The sequence below is a fragment of the Streptomyces sp. NPDC001536 genome (genome assembly GCF_042894505.1).
Classification (GTDB): Bacteria; Actinomycetota; Actinomycetes; order Streptomycetales; family Streptomycetaceae; genus Streptomyces.
In genome coordinates, this window is record NZ_JBIAVQ010000003.1 from 787,568 (window position 1) to 805,323 (window position 17,756).

Annotated in this window: 16 protein-coding genes and 4 tRNA genes; 9 read left to right on the plus strand and 11 right to left on the minus strand. The window is 69.3% G+C overall.

Annotated elements, in window-relative coordinates:
* The first annotated feature begins 96 nt into the window (after window positions 1-96).
* The 6 genes from ACFY0U_RS12600 to purM all read left to right on the plus strand — a co-directional run bounded on the left by ACFY0U_RS12600 (window position 97) and on the right by purM (window position 5,561).
* On the plus strand, window positions 97-597 hold the full coding sequence (locus ACFY0U_RS12600) for an ArsR/SmtB family transcription factor (protein WP_388634163.1): 501 nt from the start codon (window positions 97-99) through the stop codon (window positions 595-597).
* A 32-nt stretch (window positions 598-629) separates the two neighbouring features.
* Entirely contained in the window at window positions 630-1,454 is an 825-nt protein-coding gene (locus ACFY0U_RS12605) for a M23 family metallopeptidase (protein ID WP_388634166.1), read from the plus strand.
* Window positions 1,455-1,464: 10 nt separating this feature from the next.
* The gene (locus ACFY0U_RS12610; protein ID WP_388634169.1) at window positions 1,465-2,262 is read left to right on the plus strand and encodes a sterol carrier family protein; all 798 of its coding nucleotides are present in this window, start codon (window positions 1,465-1,467) and stop codon (window positions 2,260-2,262) included.
* A 49-nt stretch (window positions 2,263-2,311) separates the two neighbouring features.
* On the plus strand, window positions 2,312-2,773 hold the full coding sequence (locus ACFY0U_RS12615) for an META domain-containing protein (RefSeq protein WP_388634171.1): 462 nt from the start codon (window positions 2,312-2,314) through the stop codon (window positions 2,771-2,773).
* A gap of 160 nt (window positions 2,774-2,933) precedes the next feature.
* Window positions 2,934-4,463, plus strand: coding sequence for an amidophosphoribosyltransferase (gene purF, locus ACFY0U_RS12620; protein WP_388634173.1), 1,530 nt, complete (start codon window positions 2,934-2,936; stop codon window positions 4,461-4,463).
* A 33-nt stretch (window positions 4,464-4,496) separates the two neighbouring features.
* Window positions 4,497-5,561, plus strand: a complete 1,065-nt coding sequence (gene purM, locus ACFY0U_RS12625; protein WP_388634176.1) for a phosphoribosylformylglycinamidine cyclo-ligase — start codon at window positions 4,497-4,499, stop codon at window positions 5,559-5,561.
* A 123-nt stretch (window positions 5,562-5,684) separates the two neighbouring features.
* Here the strand turns inward: purM and ACFY0U_RS12630 are convergent, their stop codons facing one another.
* Both ACFY0U_RS12630 and ACFY0U_RS12635 read right to left on the minus strand, forming a co-directional pair.
* Entirely contained in the window at window positions 5,685-5,939 is a 255-nt protein-coding gene (locus tag ACFY0U_RS12630; RefSeq protein WP_388634179.1) for a DUF3073 domain-containing protein, read from the minus strand.
* A 296-nt stretch (window positions 5,940-6,235) separates the two neighbouring features.
* On the minus strand, window positions 6,236-7,333 hold the full coding sequence (locus ACFY0U_RS12635) for a Leu/Phe/Val dehydrogenase (protein ID WP_388634181.1): 1,098 nt from the start codon (window positions 7,331-7,333) through the stop codon (window positions 6,236-6,238).
* 222 nt (window positions 7,334-7,555) lie between these two features.
* On the opposite strand from ACFY0U_RS12635, the gene ACFY0U_RS12640 reads away from it, so the two are divergent.
* Both ACFY0U_RS12640 and bldC read left to right on the plus strand, forming a co-directional pair.
* Entirely contained in the window at window positions 7,556-8,398 is an 843-nt protein-coding gene (locus ACFY0U_RS12640) for a hypothetical protein (protein WP_266825136.1), read from the plus strand.
* Window positions 8,399-8,940: 542 nt separating this feature from the next.
* A complete protein-coding gene (gene bldC, locus ACFY0U_RS12645; protein WP_003949541.1) occupies window positions 8,941-9,147 on the plus strand; it encodes a developmental transcriptional regulator BldC in 207 nt (68 codons plus the stop codon).
* Between the two features lie 483 nt (window positions 9,148-9,630).
* Here bldC and ACFY0U_RS12650 read toward each other — a convergent pair whose 3' ends face one another.
* From ACFY0U_RS12650 to ACFY0U_RS12690, 9 genes are all read right to left on the minus strand, one after another.
* On the minus strand, window positions 9,631-9,822 hold the full coding sequence (locus tag ACFY0U_RS12650) for a DUF6274 family protein (protein WP_388634184.1): 192 nt from the start codon (window positions 9,820-9,822) through the stop codon (window positions 9,631-9,633).
* Window positions 9,823-9,964: 142 nt separating this feature from the next.
* Window positions 9,965-10,039 (minus strand) — tRNA-Asp (locus ACFY0U_RS12655).
* A 94-nt stretch (window positions 10,040-10,133) separates the two neighbouring features.
* Window positions 10,134-14,087, minus strand: coding sequence for an ATP-dependent RNA helicase HrpA (hrpA, locus tag ACFY0U_RS12660; RefSeq protein WP_388634186.1), 3,954 nt, complete (start codon window positions 14,085-14,087; stop codon window positions 10,134-10,136).
* A 71-nt stretch (window positions 14,088-14,158) separates the two neighbouring features.
* Window positions 14,159-14,455, minus strand: a complete 297-nt coding sequence (locus ACFY0U_RS12665) for a hypothetical protein (protein ID WP_388634188.1) — start codon at window positions 14,453-14,455, stop codon at window positions 14,159-14,161.
* Between the two features lie 60 nt (window positions 14,456-14,515).
* Window positions 14,516-14,589 (minus strand) — tRNA-Phe (locus tag ACFY0U_RS12670).
* 22 nt (window positions 14,590-14,611) lie between these two features.
* A tRNA-Asp gene (locus ACFY0U_RS12675) sits at window positions 14,612-14,686 on the minus strand.
* A gap of 38 nt (window positions 14,687-14,724) precedes the next feature.
* Window positions 14,725-14,797: transfer RNA gene (locus ACFY0U_RS12680), tRNA-Glu, on the minus strand.
* 79 nt (window positions 14,798-14,876) lie between these two features.
* Window positions 14,877-16,460: a metallophosphoesterase gene (locus ACFY0U_RS12685; RefSeq protein WP_388634190.1), complete on the minus strand. Its 1,584-nt coding sequence runs from the start codon at window positions 16,458-16,460 to the stop codon at window positions 14,877-14,879.
* A gap of 73 nt (window positions 16,461-16,533) precedes the next feature.
* Window positions 16,534-16,884, minus strand: coding sequence for a metallopeptidase family protein (locus ACFY0U_RS12690; RefSeq protein ID WP_046259656.1), 351 nt, complete (start codon window positions 16,882-16,884; stop codon window positions 16,534-16,536).
* A 127-nt stretch (window positions 16,885-17,011) separates the two neighbouring features.
* Here ACFY0U_RS12690 and ACFY0U_RS12695 point away from each other — a divergent pair, with 127 nt between their 5' ends.
* Complete coding sequence (locus ACFY0U_RS12695) at window positions 17,012-17,530, plus strand: hypothetical protein (protein WP_388634194.1); 519 nt, start codon at window positions 17,012-17,014, stop codon at window positions 17,528-17,530.
* Window positions 17,531-17,756 lie beyond the last annotated feature (226 nt).

Below are 17,756 nucleotides of genomic sequence, written 5' to 3' on the forward strand. Positions count from 1 at the left end.
GGGTCGGCGCTGCTGGGGAGATACGCGCGCAGGAAGTGAACTCCCGCAGCGGCCACATGAGTTGACGTAACTACGTAGTTCCGTACGATCGACGGTATGGAACTCGACGAGCGCGTGGCCGAGTTGGAGCGCCGAGTCGCCGCCCTCGAAGGCGCCGCGGCCACGGAACCCCGCCTCGGCGAGGGTGACTTCTGGGCGCTGGAAACGCTCAAGGAGCAGTTGGCCGCACTGGGTGCCGAGACCGGCGGGGTGCTGTTCACCGGCTCCGTCCGGATGCCCGCCGGCGAGCGTTACGTCTGGCAACAGGGCGCCCTGACCGAGGAGTTGCTGGACGGCGACTGGACACCGGCCGCCGAGTCGTTCGCCGCGCTCGGCCACCCGGTCCGGCTGAGGCTCCTCAAGGAGATCTTCGCCGGGCGCCGCACCGCCGCCGAACTCGCCGAGCTGGACGAGCTCGGCACGACCGGCCAGATCTACCACCACCTGCGCCAACTCACCGCCACAGGCTGGCTCCACACCAAGGGCCGCGGCCGCTACGAGATACCGGGCACCCGCGTCGTACCGCTCCTGGTGGCCCTGTCCGCGAGCCTGCCCTGACACCTGTGAGAACCGTGACCCCCGGGGGACCGATGACCGTACGCAAGCTCGCCATGACGACCTTCCGCTTACTCCAGATCGTCTTCGTGATCCTGGTGATCGCGAGCCTGTGGCCCGGTCTGCCGTACGCGTGGTGGTGGAACCTCCTGGTCCTGGCCGCGGCGTACGTCCTGGTCGCCGTCGTGAACCGGCAGGGCCGCGAGCACATCGAGGCCGCCCCCGCCCGTGAGGTCGACCCGCCCGTCACCGGCCGCTGGTCCGCCCTCAACAGCCCCGCCGACCGCACCCCGAGCCACGGCACCCACGCCTACGGCCAGACCTACGCCATCGACATCGTGGCCGAACCCGAGCCAGGCGCCCGCCCCGGCTTCCACGCCCTGTGGCCCCTCGCACGCCCCAACCGCGACTTCCCCGGCTTCGGAGCGCCCCTGCTCGCCGCCGCGGACGCCACCGTCGTCCGGGCCGTCGACCACCGGCGCGACCATCTCAGCCGCACCTCCCTGCCCGGCCTGCTGTACCTGATGCTGATCGAGGGCTCGGTGCGCGAGATGGGCGGGGTCGGCGGGATCGTCGGCAACCACGTCGTGCTCGACCTCGGCGACGGCACCTTCGCGCTCTACGCCCATCTGCGCCGCGGCTCCCTCGCCGTCGCCGAGGGCGAGCGGGTACGCGCCGGACAGCGACTGGCCGAGTGCGGCAACTCCGGCAACTCCTCCGAGCCGCACCTGCACTTCCAGCTCATGGACGGCCCCGACCCGGACACCGCCCGCGGCCTCCCCTTCAGCTGGCGCGGCCTCGGCGTCCCCCGCAACCGCGAGATCTTCGAAGCGCCCGCCCCCAGCATCCGGCCCGCCTAGGCTTGATCACATGCCACCGGCCAAGAAGCGCGCCCGCACCTACGACCCCGCGAAGATCCGCACCGCGGTGCTCATCCAGTTCGGGCACGTACGGCAGGCCGTGGGCACACTGAGCGAGGAGCAGCTCGCGGGCCCCACCCGCCTCGGTGACTGGACCGTCCGCGAGCTGGCCGCGCACCTCACGATGGCCGTCGACGCGATCAGCCGTGCCCTGGACCGCGACGAGCCGGACAAGCCCGTACTGACCCTCCAGGAGTGGCCCTTCACCACCGCGCCCCGGGCCGGCGACATCGACGACGGCACCCGCGACCTCGCCGCCGCCCACCCCGACCTCGGCGCCCTGTACGCCGACACCGGGGAACGCTTCGCGCGCAAGCTGGAACAGACCTCGGGCGACCGCCTCATCGGCAGCCGCACCGGCGCCATGACCCTCGCCGACTACCTGGTCACCCGTACCGTCGAACTCGTCGTCCACACCGACGACCTGAACGCCGCCGTGCCGGGCCTCGACGTCCCCTACGACCGCCAGGCCCTGGCCGCCTGCACCCGTCTGCTGGCCGACGCCCTCGCCGCGAAGGCCCCTGGCGGCTCGACCGAGGTGCGGATCCCGCCGTACGCCGTCGTGCAGTGCGTCGAGGGCCCCCGGCACACCCGCGGCACCCCGCCCAACGTCGTCGAGACCGACCCGCTGACCTGGATCCGGCTCGCGACCGGACGGGTGGCCTGGGCGGAGGCGATCGAGGACGCGAAGGTCAGTGCCAGCGGTGAGCGGGCGGATCTTGGCGGATTGCTGCCCCTGATGGGGTGAACCGGTCGTCGGCAAGGAACCGGTCTCCCGCCCCTTCCGTCCCATCGGCATGGACAAACAGCGACTGATCCTCGTGGTCCTGACCGTGCTCCCGCTCGCCGCGGCCTGCGGCACCGACAAGGCGGGCAGCGGCTCGGTCGGCGCCGAGAAACCCGTCACCGGAGTCCACTGGACCGTCGACAGCGTCACCGTGGCCGGCAAGACCCACAAGGCACCCGAGGGGGCCAATGTGGAGATGAAGGACGGCAAGGCCGCGGGCAACTACGGCTGCAACCACTTCAACGCCAAGGTCACCACCGCCGAGGACGGCACCCTCCGGCTCAGCCACGCCACGACCACCAGGATGGCCTGCGAGAAACCGGTCATGACCTTCGAACGGACCCTCGCCGACACCCTGGTCGGCGGCGCGTTGAAGACCGCCGTCACCGACGACCACCTCACGCTCACCACCGCGAGCGGCGACACCGTGCGTCTGACGGAGTCCCCCGAGGCCGCCGAGTCCACCGGCTGAGAGGTGTGCGACACCTCACTCATATATCCGGAGGACCGCTGAGCAGCCCCGCTGACCAGCCAAAACGAAAAAACCGCCAAAGCGGTCCCCGCCCAGAGACTCAACAAAGGCACGTATCCCCAATTCGGACCAGTGGGCGACCTCGCCTACACTCGGGGACGTGCCACGTGGTGACGGTCGACTCAATCATGATCTGCTCCCCGGCGAGAAAGGCCCCCAGGACGCTTGCGGCGTCTTCGGTGTCTGGGCTCCCGGTGAAGAGGTCGCCAAGCTCACTTACTTCGGGCTCTACGCCCTCCAGCATCGGGGCCAGGAATCCGCGGGTATCGCGGTCAGCAACGGCTCCCAGATCCTCGTCTTCAAGGACATGGGGCTCGTTTCCCAGGTCTTCGACGAGACCTCTCTCGGTTCGCTCCAGGGTCATATCGCGGTCGGTCACGCCCGCTACTCGACCACCGGCGCCTCCGTCTGGGAGAACGCCCAGCCGACGTTCCGTGCCACCGCGCACGGCTCGATCGCGCTCGGCCACAACGGCAACCTGGTCAACACGGCGCAGCTCGCCGAGATGGTCGCCGACCTCCCCAAGGACACCAACGGCCGCTCGACGCGGGTGGCCGCCACCAACGACACCGACCTGCTCACCGCGCTCCTCGCGGCCCAGGTCGACGCCGACGGCAAGCCGCTGACCATCGAGGAGGCCGCCCACGCGGTCCTCCCGAAGGTGCGTGGCGCCTTCTCCCTCGTCTTCATGGACGAGCACACCCTCTACGCGGCCCGCGACCCGCAGGGCATCCGCCCGCTGGTCCTCGGCCGCCTGGAGCGTGGCTGGGTCGTCGCCTCGGAGTCCGCCGCCCTCGACATCTGCGGCGCCGCCTATGTCCGCGAGATCGAGCCGGGCGAGTTCATCGCCATCGACGAGAACGGTCTGCGCAGCTCCCGATTCGCGGAAGCGAAGCCCAAGGGCTGTGTCTTCGAGTACGTCTATCTGGCCCGCCCCGACACCGACATCGCCGGCCGCAACGTCTACCTCTCCCGCGTGGAGATGGGCCGCAAGCTGGCGAAGGAAGCCCCGGTCGAGGCCGACCTGGTCATAGCGACCCCGGAGTCCGGCACCCCGGCGGCGATCGGTTACGCGGAGGCGAGCGGAATCCCGTTCGCTGCGGGTCTGGTGAAGAACGCCTATGTCGGGCGTACGTTCATCCAGCCCTCGCAGACGATCCGGCAGCTCGGCATCCGTCTGAAGCTGAACCCGCTGAAGGAAGTCATCAAGGGCAAGCGCCTGGTCGTCGTCGACGACTCGATCGTGCGCGGCAACACCCAGCGGGCGCTCGTGCGGATGCTGCGAGAGGCGGGTGCGGCGGAGGTCCACATCCGGATCTCGTCTCCCCCCGTGAAGTGGCCCTGCTTCTTCGGCATCGACTTCGCCACCCGCGCCGAGCTCATCGCCAACGGCATGACCATCGACGAGATCGGCACCTCCCTGGGCGCCGACTCCCTGGCGTACATCTCCCTCGACGGCATGATCGAGGCGACCACCATCGCCAAGCCGAACCTCTGCCGCGCCTGCTTCGACGGCGAGTACCCGATGGAGCTCCCGGACCCCGAGCTGCTCGGCAAGCAGCTCCTGGAGACCGAACTGGCCGCCGGTCCGGCCGCCACGGCCGCGGCCGACGCGATCCGTCGCCCGTAATACCTGCAGTACGACACGAAAGTTCTCACCGTCATGTCTGAGACAACTGGTGCCAGCTACGCAGCCGCGGGCGTCGACATCGAAGCGGGCGACCGCGCCGTAGAACTCATGAAGGAGTGGGTGAAGAAGACCCAGCGCCCCGAGGTCCTCGGCGGCCTCGGCGGTTTCGCCGGCCTCTTCGACGCCTCCGCCCTCAAGAACTACGAGCGCCCCCTGCTGGCCTCCGCGACCGACGGCGTCGGCACGAAGGTCGACATCGCGCGTCAGCTGGGCGTCTACGACACGATCGGCCACGACCTGGTCGCGATGGTCATGGACGACATCGTGGTGTGCGGTGCCGAGCCGCTGTTCATGACCGACTACATCTGCGTCGGCAAGGTCCACCCCGAGCGGGTCGCCGCGATCGTCAAGGGCATCGCCGAGGGCTGTGTCCTCGCCGGCTGCGCCCTGGTGGGCGGCGAGACGGCCGAGCACCCCGGTCTGCTGGGTCCGGACGACTTCGACGTCGCCGGAGCCGGTACGGGCGTCGTGGAGGCCGACCGGCTGCTGGGCCCCGATCGCATCCGTACGGGTGACGCGGTCATCGCCATGGCGGCGTCCGGACTTCACTCGAACGGGTACTCGCTCGTCCGCCACGTCCTGCTGAACGAGGCCGGCCTGTCCCTGGACGCCCGGATCGACGAGCTCGGCCGCACCCTCGGTGAGGAGCTCCTGGAGCCCACCAAGATCTACTCGCTGGACTGCCTGGCGCTCACCCGCACCACGGACGTCCACGCGTACAGCCACGTCACCGGCGGCGGTCTCGCGGCCAACCTGGCCCGCGTGATCCCGGACGAGCTGCACGCGATCGTGGACCGCTCCACCTGGACCCCGGCCCCGATCTTCGACCTCGTCGGCAGGACGGGTCAGGTCGAGCGCCTGGAGCTGGAGAAGACCCTCAACATGGGCGTCGGCATGATCGCCATCGTCCCCGAGGAGTCGACGGACGTGGCCCTGAGGACGCTGGCCGACCGCGGGGTCGAGGCCTGGGTGGCCGGCGAGATCACGGACCGGGGAGACAAGGAGACCGGCGCGGAGTTGGTGGGCGACTACGCCTGAACCCAGCCCCTCCGGTGTGGCGAGGAGCGAAGTCCGGGGCGGAGCCCCGTGGCGGCAGCACAAAACCCGGTCCGGCGCACGAAGCACCGGACCGGGAGAGGCACGGCTAAGCGGCCGCAGGCATCACGCGCCGCGGCGTTGAGACGTGGGACCGGACTCGTCGTCCTCGTCCTCATCGTCGTCGTTATAGAGATCCGCGTACTGGGAGTACGGGTCGTCTTCGTCCTCGTCGTCCTCGAACGGCTCGCCATTCGGCGGCTGGCTCGAAGTCGAAGCGCCCAGCTCATTGGCCAGACGCGACAGGTCAGTCCCGCCGCTGCTGTACTTCAGCTGGCGGGCGACCTTCGTCTGCTTGGCCTTTGCCCGGCCGCGCCCCATGGCTCGACCCCCTCGGATACGGGGCTCGGTGGCCCCAGAGTCTTGACACGCGTTCATGATCTGGAACGGGCTCTCCGCAGAGAGACCGGTCCGTAGGGCTTCCACGGTACCTGAGCCCACGCCCGTACGGTACGTCGCCCGCAGGACGTGCCTGGACCCACAACCCTCAGAGTGCCCTGTCCCTGCTGGTCAACCGCGATTTTAACCACTTCTCGGCGGCCGACCCGCCGACGAACGTGAGAGTTCTCTCTAAGTGCCCGTCGGCGGGTACCGGCCATGGCGGTGCGGACGCCGGATCAGCGCGCCCTGCGGGCCACCGCCGCCTCGTGCATCCGCTGCTCCGCGATCCGGTCGGCCGCGGCGGCCGGCGGGATCCCGTCCGCCTTCGCACGTGCGAATATGGCGAGCGTGGTGTCGTAGATCTTCGCCGCCTTCGCCTTGCACCGCTCGAAGTCGAAGCCGTGCAGCTCGTCGGCGACCTGGATGACCCCGCCGGCGTTCACCACGTAGTCCGGCGCGTAAAGGATCCCGCGGTCGGCGAGGTCCTTCTCCACGCCGGGGTGGGCGAGCTGGTTGTTGGCGGCTCCACAGACGATCTTCGCCGTCAGTGCGGGCACGGTGTCGTCGTTCAAGGCACCGCCGAGCGCGCAGGGGGCGTAGATGTCGAGCCCCTCGGCGCGGATCAGGGTCGCGGTGTCGGCGACGGCCGTCACGCCCGTGGGATGCGCGGCGAGGATCCGCCCCACGGCCTCCTCGCGGACGTCCGTGATGACGACCTCGGCGCCCTCCGCCCGCAGGTGCTCCACGAGGTGGTGGCCGACCTTGCCTACGCCCGCGATGCCGACCTTCCGCCCGGCCAGCGAGGGGCTGCCCCACAGGTGCTGGGCGGAGGCGCGCATGCCCTGGTAGACGCCGAAGGACGTCAGCACGGAGGAGTCGCCGGCGCCGCCGTTCTCGGGGGAGCGCCCGGTCGTCCAGCGGCACTCGCGCGCGACGACGTCCATGTCGGCCACATACGTGCCGACGTCGCAGGCGGTGACGTAGCGCCCGCCGAGCGAGGCCACGAACCGGCCGTAGGCCAGCAGCAGCTCCTCGGTCTTGATCGAGTCCGGGTCGCCGATGATCACGGCTTTGCCACCGCCGTGGTCCAGGCCGGCCATGGCGTTCTTGTACGACATCCCGCGCGCGAGGTTCAGGGCGTCGGCGACGGCCTCCTCCTCGGTCGCGTACGGGTAGAAGCGCGTGCCGCCGAGCGCGGGGCCCAGCGCGGTGGAGTGGATGGCGATGACGGCCTTGAGGCCGCTGGCACGGTCCTGGCAGAGCACGACTTGCTCATGACCGCCCTGGTCCGAGTGGAACAGGGTGTGCAGGACGCCGGCTGATACATCGGTCACTGTGGTGACTCCTGGGTAAAGAGCGGCGGTCGGGACCAGCTCCCGTAAGGGTGGCGGGCGCTGTGAGCATGAGATTAGAGCCTGGGTGCCGCTGCCCACGGCGCCGTGCTCAGGATCACCTACCGGCGGAGTACGCCCGTGCGACGATTTGCATAGATTTCCCGCCTCTTTGTGAGCGGGTTCCGCAGGTTTTCCTGGCAGTGGGCGGGGGAGGGAGCAGGCGTGCCCAAGGTGTCCTCGGTGGTCGTCCCGTACGCGACCTATCTGCGCGTGTACGAGCCGCTGGCCGCCTTCCCGGAGCCGGAACGCGGCCACTGGACGCGCTACGCCCGCCGCCCCGACCGCCCCTCGTACCAGGACGAACTGCGCCGCTCGCTGGCCGACTTGCTGCCCACCCCGCCGATCCCGGTGCCGGTGCACGAGAGCGCCGACGCGTTCGTGCTGGACGTGGACGGGGTGGTCTGCGTCTGTCCCTGGCGGACCCGGCTGCGCGGCTGGCAGGCGCTCCAGGAGCTGCCCGAGGAGCTGCCGAAGCCGGTCCTGGACGCGGTGCTGCCGGAGGTCGTACGGCGTCAGGCGGCCCAGGACTACGAGCGCTGGCTGGTCCGCAACCCCGACGCCCGCCCCTGGATCCGCACCTCGACCTGGCAGGTGCCGCTGCACTGGTTCGTGCTGGTGGCCGACGAGGAGCGGTCCTTCGACAAGGGCTCGGGCGAGATCCCGCCGACGCTGCGCTACCGGACTCCGATGGTGCAGGCCCGGCGGCGGGTGGCGCGGGCCCTGCGGACCCTGAAGGACACCGTCGACGAGGGACCGCTCACCGACGGCCTGGTGGACGTGGGGCGTTGGCTGGAGGAGTTCCACCCGCGCTCGCACGTCGAGCTGGACTACGGCGGTCTGGTGCACACCCTGCCGCCCGGCGAGCTGGAGGACGACCACTCGGCGGCCGACGTGGCCGCGGGCATCGAGGCGTTGCGGCTCGGCGACGGGGCGGCCGCGGGGGAGGCGTACGCGCGGCTCGTGGAGCGGTGGCGGTCGGTGCGGGACCGGCGGTCCGCGAACTAGCTGTTCCGTGAACTGAGTGTGTTCTGGGTCACCTTGGTCACGAACTGGCGTTTGACCTGACGCCCGTTTTGGGGTTTCGTCCTCGGTCAAGGTGTCACCAAGTTTCCCCTGATGCTCCGCCAACAAGGGACGTAGGTCCCGATCCGGGCGTAGGCCTCACTGTGTGTCAAGCGTGACGGACCGCACGTACCCGGCTCTTGCATCTCTTGCCCCTCCTCATGCCAAAATAGGACAAGGGGCCCGGGGGAGGTTCCGCTTTGGGGGGTCTGGTGACTCCTGATCGCTCTGTGACTGATCGTCACAGTGGCGTGACTGTCCGCTATGGCATGGTCCATCGGCCTCTGTCGCCGATGAACACCTGGGGGGCAATTCCATCGGTTTGGCCGACGCGGCTGGACAGATGGTGTAGTTGTAGTGCCGAGGACAAGCCGTTCGTCCTATAACCGACTCGACTCGCGTCCGCCATTTCGGGCAACGCGGGTCAAGGTGCAGAATTTAGAGGAAAGAACCGAGAAGGTTCGGTTCTCCCGAGGAGGCCGCTCATGACCGCTCGCACCCCTGATGCCGAGCCGCTGCTGACCCCGGCTGAGGTCGCCACGATGTTCCGCGTCGACCCGAAGACGGTCACGCGGTGGGCGAAGGCTGGGAAGCTCACGTCCATTCGTACGCTCGGCGGGCACCGCCGCTACCGCGAGGCGGAGGTCCGTGCACTGCTCGCGGGCATCCCGCAGCAGCGCAGCGAGGCCTGAACCAACTGAATAACGGGCAAACCGGCAGGTCCCCCAACGTGCCGCGGCGTCCGTGACCCAAGCTCCAAGCGACGCGGGTACTGCCCCAACAGAACCCACGCCCAAGCTCATCCCAGAACGTCACAGGGTGCGTCGTCGATCGCGCTGGACTCCGCCGAGTCCAGCGCGATCTTTTTTGTGCGCTCCATGTGCGGGATGTGGGCCGGCGCACCGCGCTGTGAGCGGGCCTGTCGGAGTCTGGGGAGGGGTGTCGGATCTCCTGTGGACGGCTGTCGCCGTACCGACTGGTCGGCCCTTGGGGCTGGTGCAATTGCACATATTAAATTGACCAGTTGTAGGCGAGGTGTAAGTACCTCGGTTTCAGAAACTCATGCGGTGACACCCGTCACATGCCAGGGTCCTTGTTGCCCCTGGCGCATGTGCGCTAGAGGAGGCATGCGTTCCACCGTCCCACGTCCGTACGGCCGTTGGGGCCGCCGATGGTCACGCGGGCGAGGGGCTTTCGTCCTCGGTGACCTCTCCGCCGGCCTCGTCGGCCCGCGGGGCGGAGTCCATGGCGAGCCGCAGCAGCTGATGGCAGATCGGGCAGTGCCGCGTCAGATGGCGATAGGAGGAAGCGGCCGACAGATGCGCACGGAGCAACGCCCGCGTCTCGTGCCTGGCCGAAGCCGCCATACGCCACCTCCAGGGGCCACACGGGAACGGGCCCTGGTTTCTGGAGTACCGAGCGAATGTGACGCCGTCAAGACGGCGTAGGCGGCGTGGAACGCAAAAGAGCCCGGATCCGAAGATCCGGGCTCTCTGTACTACTTCACTGCGGTCCTGACGGGATTTGAACCCGCGGCCTCCACCTTGACAGGGTGGCGAGCACTCCAAACTGCTCCACAGGACCAGGTTTCGCGGCGCTTATTGCTGCGTTGCGCTGCGAGAAGGACTGTACAGGAGGGTGAGCCCCCTGCGCGAACTCACCCAGTGTGCGGGGGCGGTTACGGGACGGCCGCGTCGATGGCCTTCACGATCCGCTTGTCGGAGATGGGGTACGCCGTGCCCAGGGCGTGGGCGAAATAGCTGACCCGGAGCTCCTCGATCATCCAGCGGATGTCCAGGACGGAGGAGGGGACCGGGCGGCCCTGAGGCAGTTGCTCCAGGAGCCAGGCGTACTCGTCCTGCATCTCGTGGACCTTCTCCATGCGCGTGGTGTCCCGCTGGACGCTCGTCGGCATCTGCTGGAGACGACGGTCCGCCGCCACCAGGTACCGCATCAGGTCCGGCAGACGGCGCAGCCCCGTCTCCGTCACGAAGCCCGGCTTCACAAGGGCGTCCAGCTGCTTGCGTACGTCCGCGAGGTTCGCGAGGAGCGCGGGGCTCCGTACGGCCTTCAGACGGCGCTCACAGGCCTGCCAGGCGGCAAGGACCTGCTGCACCTGGCCCACCGTACGGACCGTCATGTCGACGATCTCGGCGCGCACCTTGTCGTAGAGCTTCCGGTACGACTCCTCGTCCCACGCCGGCCCCCCGAAGTCGGCGATCAGCCGGTCCGCCGCGGCCATCGCGCAGTCGTCGAAGAGGGCCTGGATCGTGCCGTGCGGGTTGGCCGAGAGCGCGAGCTTCTGCGGGTTCGTCAGCTTCTCGGAGGCGAACTTCGCCGGGTTCACCGGGATGTTGCGCAGGATCAGCCGCCGGGTGCCCTTCCACATGGCCTCCGCCTGCTCCGCCTCGGTGTCGAAGAGGCGGACCGAAACCGTGTCGCCGTCGTCGACCAGCGCCGGGTACGCCTTCACCGGCTGGCCGGCGCGGCGGGTCTCGAAGACGCGGGTGAGGGAGCCGATGGTCCAGTCGGTCAGGCCCTTGCGTTCCAGGGACTCGCCGCCCTGGCGCTCGGCGGTGGCCGCCGCGGCCTGCGAGAGGGCCTGCCGCGCCTTCGGCTTCAGCCGGAGCCTCAGCGCCTCCAGGTCCTTGTCCTCGGCGAGCGTACGGCGCCGCTCGTCGACGATCCGGAAGGTGATGCGGAGGTGCTCCGGGACCTTCGACCAGTCGAAGTCCTCGGCCTCGAAAGGCACCCCGACCATCCGCTTCAGCTCACGGGCCATGGTGATGGTCAGCGGCTCCTGCAGGGGGACCGCCGTGGCCAGGAACCGCTGCGCGAAGTTCGGCGCCGGCACGTAGTTCCGCCGGATCGGCTTCGGGAGGGAACGGATCAGCTCCGTCACCACTTCCTCCCGCAGCCCCGGGATCTGCCAGTCGAAGCCCTCGTCCGTGACCTGGTTCAGCACCTGGAGCGGGATGTGGACCGTCACCCCGTCCGCGTCCGCACCCGGCTCGAACTGGTACGTCACCCGGAACTTCAGCTGCCCCTGCCGCCACGAGTCCGGATAGTCGGCCTTGGTGACCGCCTCGGCCGACTCCCGGATGAGCATCTCCCGCTCGAAGTCCAGGAAGTCCGGCTGCTCCTGCCGCTTCCGCTTCCACCAGGAGTCGAAGTGGGCGCCGGACACGACGTGTTCGGGCACCCGCTGCTCGTAGAAGTCGAAGAGCGTGTCGTCGTCGACCACGATGTCCCGGCGCCGCGCCCGGTGCTCCAACTCCTCGACCTCGCTGAGGAGTTTGCGGTTGTCGGCGTAGAACTTGTGATGGGTACGCCAGTCGCCCTCGACGAGCGCGTTGCGAATGAAAAGCTCGCGGGAGATCTCCGGGTCGATCCGGCCGTAGTTCACCTTCCGCTGGGCGACGATCGGCACGCCGTACAGCGTGACCTTCTCGTACGCCATCACGGCCGCCTGGTCCTTCTCCCAGTGCGGTTCGGAGTACGTCCGCTTGAGCAGATGTTCCGCGAGCGGCTCGACCCACTCCGGCTCGATCTTGGCGTTGACGCGGGCCCAGAGGCGTGAGGTCTCCACCAGCTCCGCCGACATGACGAAACGCGGCTGCTTCTTGAAGAGTGCCGAGCCCGGGAAGATCGCGAACTTGGCGTTGCGGGCGCCCAGGTACTCGTTCTTGTTGCCGTCCTTCACGTCCTTCATGCCGACGTGCGAGAGCAGCCCGGCGAGCAGGGAGACGTGGACGCTCTGGTCGGCCGCGTCCTCTTCGTTCAGATGGATGCCCATCTGCTTGGCGACCGTGCGCAGCTGGGTGTAGATGTCCTGCCACTCACGGATGCGCAGGAAGTTCAGGTACTCCTGCTTGCACATGCGCCGGAAGGAGCTCGAACCCCGCTCCTTCTGCTGCTCGCGGACGTACCGCCACAGGTTGAGATAGGCGAGGAAGTCGCTGGTCTCGTCCTTGAAGCGGGCGTGCTGCTGGTCGGCCTGGGTCTGCTTGTCGGCGGGGCGTTCGCGCGGGTCCTGGATGGAGAGCGCGGCGGCTATGACCATGACCTCGCGGACACAGCCGTTCTTGTCGGCCTCCAGGACCATCCGGGCCAGGCGCGGGTCGACGGGCAGCTGGGCGAGCTTGCGGCCGGTCTCGGTGAGCCGCTTGCGCGGGTCCTTCTGTGCCGGGTCGAGGGCGTTGAGCTCCTGGAGCAGCTGCACGCCGTCGCGGATGTTGCGGTGGTCCGGCGGGTCGATGAAGGGGAACTTCTCGATGTCGCCGAGGCCGGCCGCGGTCATCTGGAGGATGACGGAGGCCAGGTTCGTACGGAGGATCTCCGCGTCCGTGAACTCGGGGCGGGCCTCGAAGTCCTCCTCGGTGTACAGCCGGATGCAGATGCCGTCGGAGGTACGACCGCAGCGGCCCTTGCGCTGATTCGCGCTGGCCTGCGAGATCGCCTCGATGGGGAGCCGCTGGACCTTGGTGCGGTGGCTGTAGCGGCTGATGCGGGCGAAGCCGGGGTCGATGACGTACTTGATGCCCGGGACGGTCAGCGAGGTCTCGGCGACGTTGGTAGCCAGAACGATCCTGCGCCCGGTGTGCTGCTGGAACACGCGGTGCTGCTCGGCGTGCGAGAGCCGGGCGTAGAGCGGGAGGACCTCGGTGAACCGGTAGTTCTTCTTGTTGAGCGCGTCGGCGGTGTCCCGGATCTCCCGCTCGCCGGAGAGGAAGACCAGGATGTCTCCCTTGCCCTCGCCCTGGAGCTCCTCCACGGCATCGCAGATCGCGGTGATCTGGTCGCGGTCGGAGTCGTCGGAGTCCTCTTCGAGCAGGGGCCGGTAGCGGACCTCCACGGGATAGGTCCGGCCGCTGACCTCGACGATCGGGGCGTCCCCGAAGTGCCGGGAGAACCGCTCGGGATCGATGGTCGCCGAGGTGATGACGACCTTCAGGTCCGGCCGCTTCGGCAGCAGCTGGGCGAGGTAGCCCAGCAGGAAGTCGATGTTGAGGGACCGCTCGTGGGCCTCGTCGATGATGATCGTGTCGTAGGCGCGCAGCTCGCGGTCGGTCTGGATCTCGGCGAGCAGGATGCCGTCCGTCATCAGCTTGATGAAGGTGCCGTCCTGGTTCACCTGGTCGGTGAAGCGGACCTTCCAGCCGACGGCCTCGCCGAGCGGTGTGTCCAGCTCCTCGGCGACCCGCTCGGCCACCGTACGGGCGGCGATACGACGGGGCTGGGTGTGCCCGATCATGCCGCGGACGCCCCGGCCCAGCTCCAGACAGATCTTCGGGATCTGGGTGGTCTTGCCGGAGCCGGTCTCACCGGCGACGATCACGACCTGGTGATCACGGATGGCGTCCGCGATCTCGGCCTTCTTCTGGCTGACGGGCAGCTGCTCGGGGTAGCTGACGGCGGGCACCCGGCCGCGCCGCGTGGCCATCCGTTCCTCGGCCCTGGCGACCTCGCCCTCGATCTCGGCGAGCACGGCGGCCCGTGCCTCGGGCTTACGGATCTTGCGCGCGCCTTCGAGCCTGCGCCCGAGTCGCTGCGCGTCGCGCAGGGAGAGCTCGGTCAGGCGAGGGGCGATTGTGCCGAGGGCCGGGGCACCGGGGGCGGGATGCGTAGACATACGCGATCCAGGATCTCATCCCCGGGAAATTCGTGGCGAACGGTTTTGTCCCGGGCCGTGGCGTGGCCGGGCTACGAGATCCGCTGGGCCGGGGGCGAGGCCTGCTTCTGGGTCAGTTCGCGCCCGCGGGCCTCGCTCAGGGCGATGGACTTGGCGGTGTTGGAGACGGCCTTGATGCCCAGGTAGGCGGTGGTCATGCTGCTGACCGCGGTGAAGGCGGCGGTGAGGACACCGACGATCACCGCCTTGTCGCCGTCGAGCCGCCAGACCCCGACGACCGCGACGGTGACGATCGCCAGATTGCTGAGCACCACCGCGAACAGGCCGTATCGGGCCCGGGCCAGCTCCAGACCGTCTTCGTGACTCATCGTTCCCCCTGTGCCCCTGTGTACAACAAAGCCCCGATCCGAAGATCGGGGCTTTTGCTGTGGCTGGGGCCGGGGTCGAACCGGCGACCTACCGCTTTTCAGGCGGTCGCTCGTACCAACTGAGCTACCCAGCCGAGAGATTCCGAGGAATCTCAGCGGTCCTGACGGGATTTGAACCCGCGGCCTCCACCTTGACAGGGTGGCGAGCACTCCAAACTGCTCCACAGGACCAGGCTTTGTGTGCGAACAGTGTCGCACACGGTGTTGCGTGCCCCCAACGGGATTCGAACCCGTGCTACCGCCTTGAAAGGGCGGCGTCCTAGGCCGCTAGACGATGAGGGCTATCGGCCCGCCTTGCGCTTCGCAGCGCGTCGGGGACGTGAGAAGCATATGGGATGCCGGGAGGTATCGCCAAAACGGTTTAAGGAGCGCTCTCGGACGGGGTGGGAGACGGCGTCGGGGTGGGGCTGGGAGTGGGAGTCGCGCCCGGCAGGTTCTCCTCCGGCAGGTGGCGGCTGACCTCGGCCGTCGTCAGACCGAGCCCGCCGAGTTTGATCTCGTCCCAGGCCTGGAGGCGCCGGGAGTCGCGGTCGAAGTAGAGGATCGAGGCCTCGATCGGGTCCGGGTACTTCCCCTCCACCGCACGCAGCCCGCTGCCGCCGGTGGAGCCCTCGATCCGCAGCCGGGTGCCGAGCTTCATGACCTCCATCTCCTGGTGGTGGAGGTGACCGGAGAGCACCATCGGCACCGATCCGTCGACCTCCCGGGCGGCCGACGGCTCGTGCACCATGGCGACGTCGACCGGCTTCCCGGCGGTCGTCCAGTCGCGCAGGGCGGCGGCGAGACGGCTGCCCGCGGCCTCCTGGGACTCGTCGGCGCCGGGTTTCTCGCTGCGGTCGGGGGTGAACTGGGGGTCGCCGAGACCGGCGAACCGCAGCCCGGCGACGGTCTCGGCCCGCCCGTCGTCGAGGACGTGCACGTTCTTCAGGCCCTCCATGTAGCGCTGGGTGACGCGCGAGTCGTGATTGCCGCGCACCCACACATACGGCGCTCCCAGGTCCTCGATCGGATCGAGGAAGCCGTTCTCGGCGGCCGTGCCGTGGTCCATGGTGTCGCCGGTGTCGACGATGACGTTGACCTGGTACTGCTCCACCAGCGAGGTGATGATCTTCCAGCTCGCCGGGTTCAGATGGATGTCCGAGACGTGCAGGACGCGGATGGTCGTCGGATCGGGCTGGAAGGCCGGAAGGGTGGAGGTGACGTCGTACAGCTTCGTCACATTGGTGACGAGTCGGGCCAACTCCCGCTGGTAGACGTCGAATTCGGTGACGATGCTGCGCGCGTTGCCGACCAGGGACGGGGCCGAGGAGAGCAGGCCGGAGAACTTCGGCTCCAGGACGGAGTCGGGGTTCCAGGTGGCGTACGCCGACCCGCCGGACGCGGCGAGCAGGCCGAGGGCGAGGCCGCCGGCGGCGAGGGCGCGGCGGGGGCGGCGGTAGACGGCGAGACCGAGGGCGGTGGCGCCCACGACGACGGCGACGCAGGACCGTACGGCCAGGTCGAGGGTGCCGTGCTCGACGTCCTGGGCGACCTCCTCCTGGAGCCCGGAGAGGCGTTCGGGGTGGTCGACCAGGGCCTGGGAGCGGACCGGGTCGAGCTGGTCGACGTTGACGTCCAGGCGGACGGGGGCGTGGTGGCTGTCCAGCTGGAGGGCGCCCAGCGGGGAGACGTTGATCTTCGTGCCGCCGGTGAAGGACGGGCGCAGGGTCATCGTCGTGTTCATGGGGCCGACGGGGGTGCGGACATTGCCGACGATCAGCAGGCCCAGCCAGGCCCCGAGCAGCACGACGGCCACCAGCCCGAGGGCCCGGCCCCATGGGTGCGGCTGGTGGACGAGCTCCAGCGTCGGCAGGGGGCGGCGGGTGCGGTAGTGGCGGGCGAGGGTGCGTGGTGAGCGGCGTAGGCGGACCAGGACGTTCAGGACTGCGGCGGGGACGCGGGCCATTGGTCCCGTATGCCCAAGTGCGGGGGTTGGTATGCGGTTCCGTTGCGGAGGGCGGCGGGCCGGGTGCCCCCGGTCAGCCCCAGCCCAGTTCGTGGAGGCGCTCGTCGTCGATGCCGAAGTGGTGGGCGATCTCGTGGATCACGGTCACGGCGACCTCGTGCACCACGTCGTCCTCGGTCTCGCAGAAGCGCAGGGTCGGGCCCATGTAGATCGAGATGCGGTCGGGCAGCACCCCGGCGTACCACTCGCCGCGGTCGGTGAGCGGGGTGCCCTCGTAGAGGCCCAGCAGTTCGGGGTCGTCGGCGGGAGGTTCGTCCTCGACGAACACGGCGACGTTGTCCATGACCCGGGTCAGCTCGGGCGGGATCTGGTCCAGGGCCTGGCTCACGAGTTCTTCGAAGGCTTCGCGCGTCATCTCCAGCACAGGGACATTGTCGGGGACGGGGGGCCCGGAGCGGAGGCGGGTGCGGGTGGGTCTCGCGCGTGTCCTCTTGTGGGCGGCGGGAGTTGAACGGGTTGACTCTTTCGACCGCCCTCGGAGGTGGCTGCCCGTGCGCCCCTTGTACGTACCTGTCCGTCTGGCCGCCACGGTGATGGCGGTCGCCGCTGCCGCCGGCTGTATGAGTGTGGGCGACGACGACGGCGGCAAGAGCGCCAAGCCGTCGCACTCCGCCGGGCAGCGGGGCGGGGAGGCGCCGGACGGCGGCTCGGCGGTGTCGGGCGGGGGCGATGGGTACGGGGTCGCCGGGGCCGACGGCAAGCACGGGAAGAAGAAGGGCAAGGGGAAGGCGGGGGAGTCGGCGTCGCCCTCCGCCTCGGAGTCGGCCGGGGAGAGCGCGTCGCCCTCGGCGGACGTCAAGCCCGGCAAGACGGATAAGCCCCAACCGACCCCGACCAAGCCCCCGCCCACCCCGACGAAACCCCCCGAGCCGACCCCGACCCCCACCCCCACCCCGGACCCCCCCTCCCCGACCCCCACGGCCGCCGAGCCTTCCTCGTCCGCCCACCCGGGCACCGAGCCCCAACTGACCCAACGCGAACCGGCACCCGCGGCGGGGACGCCGGCGTAGGGGGGGCAGGGCGGGCAGCCCGGTTGTGGGGTTGCTCACTGGGCCGGCCCGGGGTCTGGCGGGGTGTGTGACGTACGTCAATGGGACCGGGTTTGCCTTCGGGGGTGGTGGGTGCGTATGGTGGTAGATCGTTTGATCCCATTTGCCCGGCGCCAACGCAGAGCGCGCCGTGTGGCGCGTTCTCTCCCTTGCCGTGGCTGACCGCATAGAGGCGGTCGTATTGCGA